The 233-nt window shown below is 67.4% G+C and carries 1 protein-coding gene; it reads left to right on the top strand.

What is annotated here, in order from left to right:
- A partial coding sequence (locus tag UK12_RS36030; RefSeq protein WP_045307451.1) for an acyltransferase domain-containing protein occupies window positions 1–233 on the top strand: 233 nt, incomplete at both ends.

Here is a 233-nt window from a genome sequence, read left to right as displayed (position 1 = left end):
CGTTCCTGTTCACGGGGCAGGGGAGTCAGCGGGTCGGGATGGGCGCCGAGTTGTATGCGGCGTTCCCGGTGTTCGCCGGGGCTTTCGACGCGGTGTGTGTGGAGTTGGACGGGCACTTGGAGCGTCCGCTGCGCGAGGTGATGTTCGCGGGTGAGGACGGTCTGCTGGATCAGACGGCCTACACGCAGCCCGCGCTGTTCGCGGTTGAGGTCGCGCTGTTCCGGTTGGTGGAG

It is taken from the genome of Saccharothrix sp. ST-888 (assembly GCF_000955975.1).
Lineage (GTDB): Bacteria > Actinomycetota > Actinomycetes > Streptomycetales > Streptomycetaceae > Kitasatospora.
This window is presented reverse-complemented; position numbering and strand designations above follow the sequence as displayed.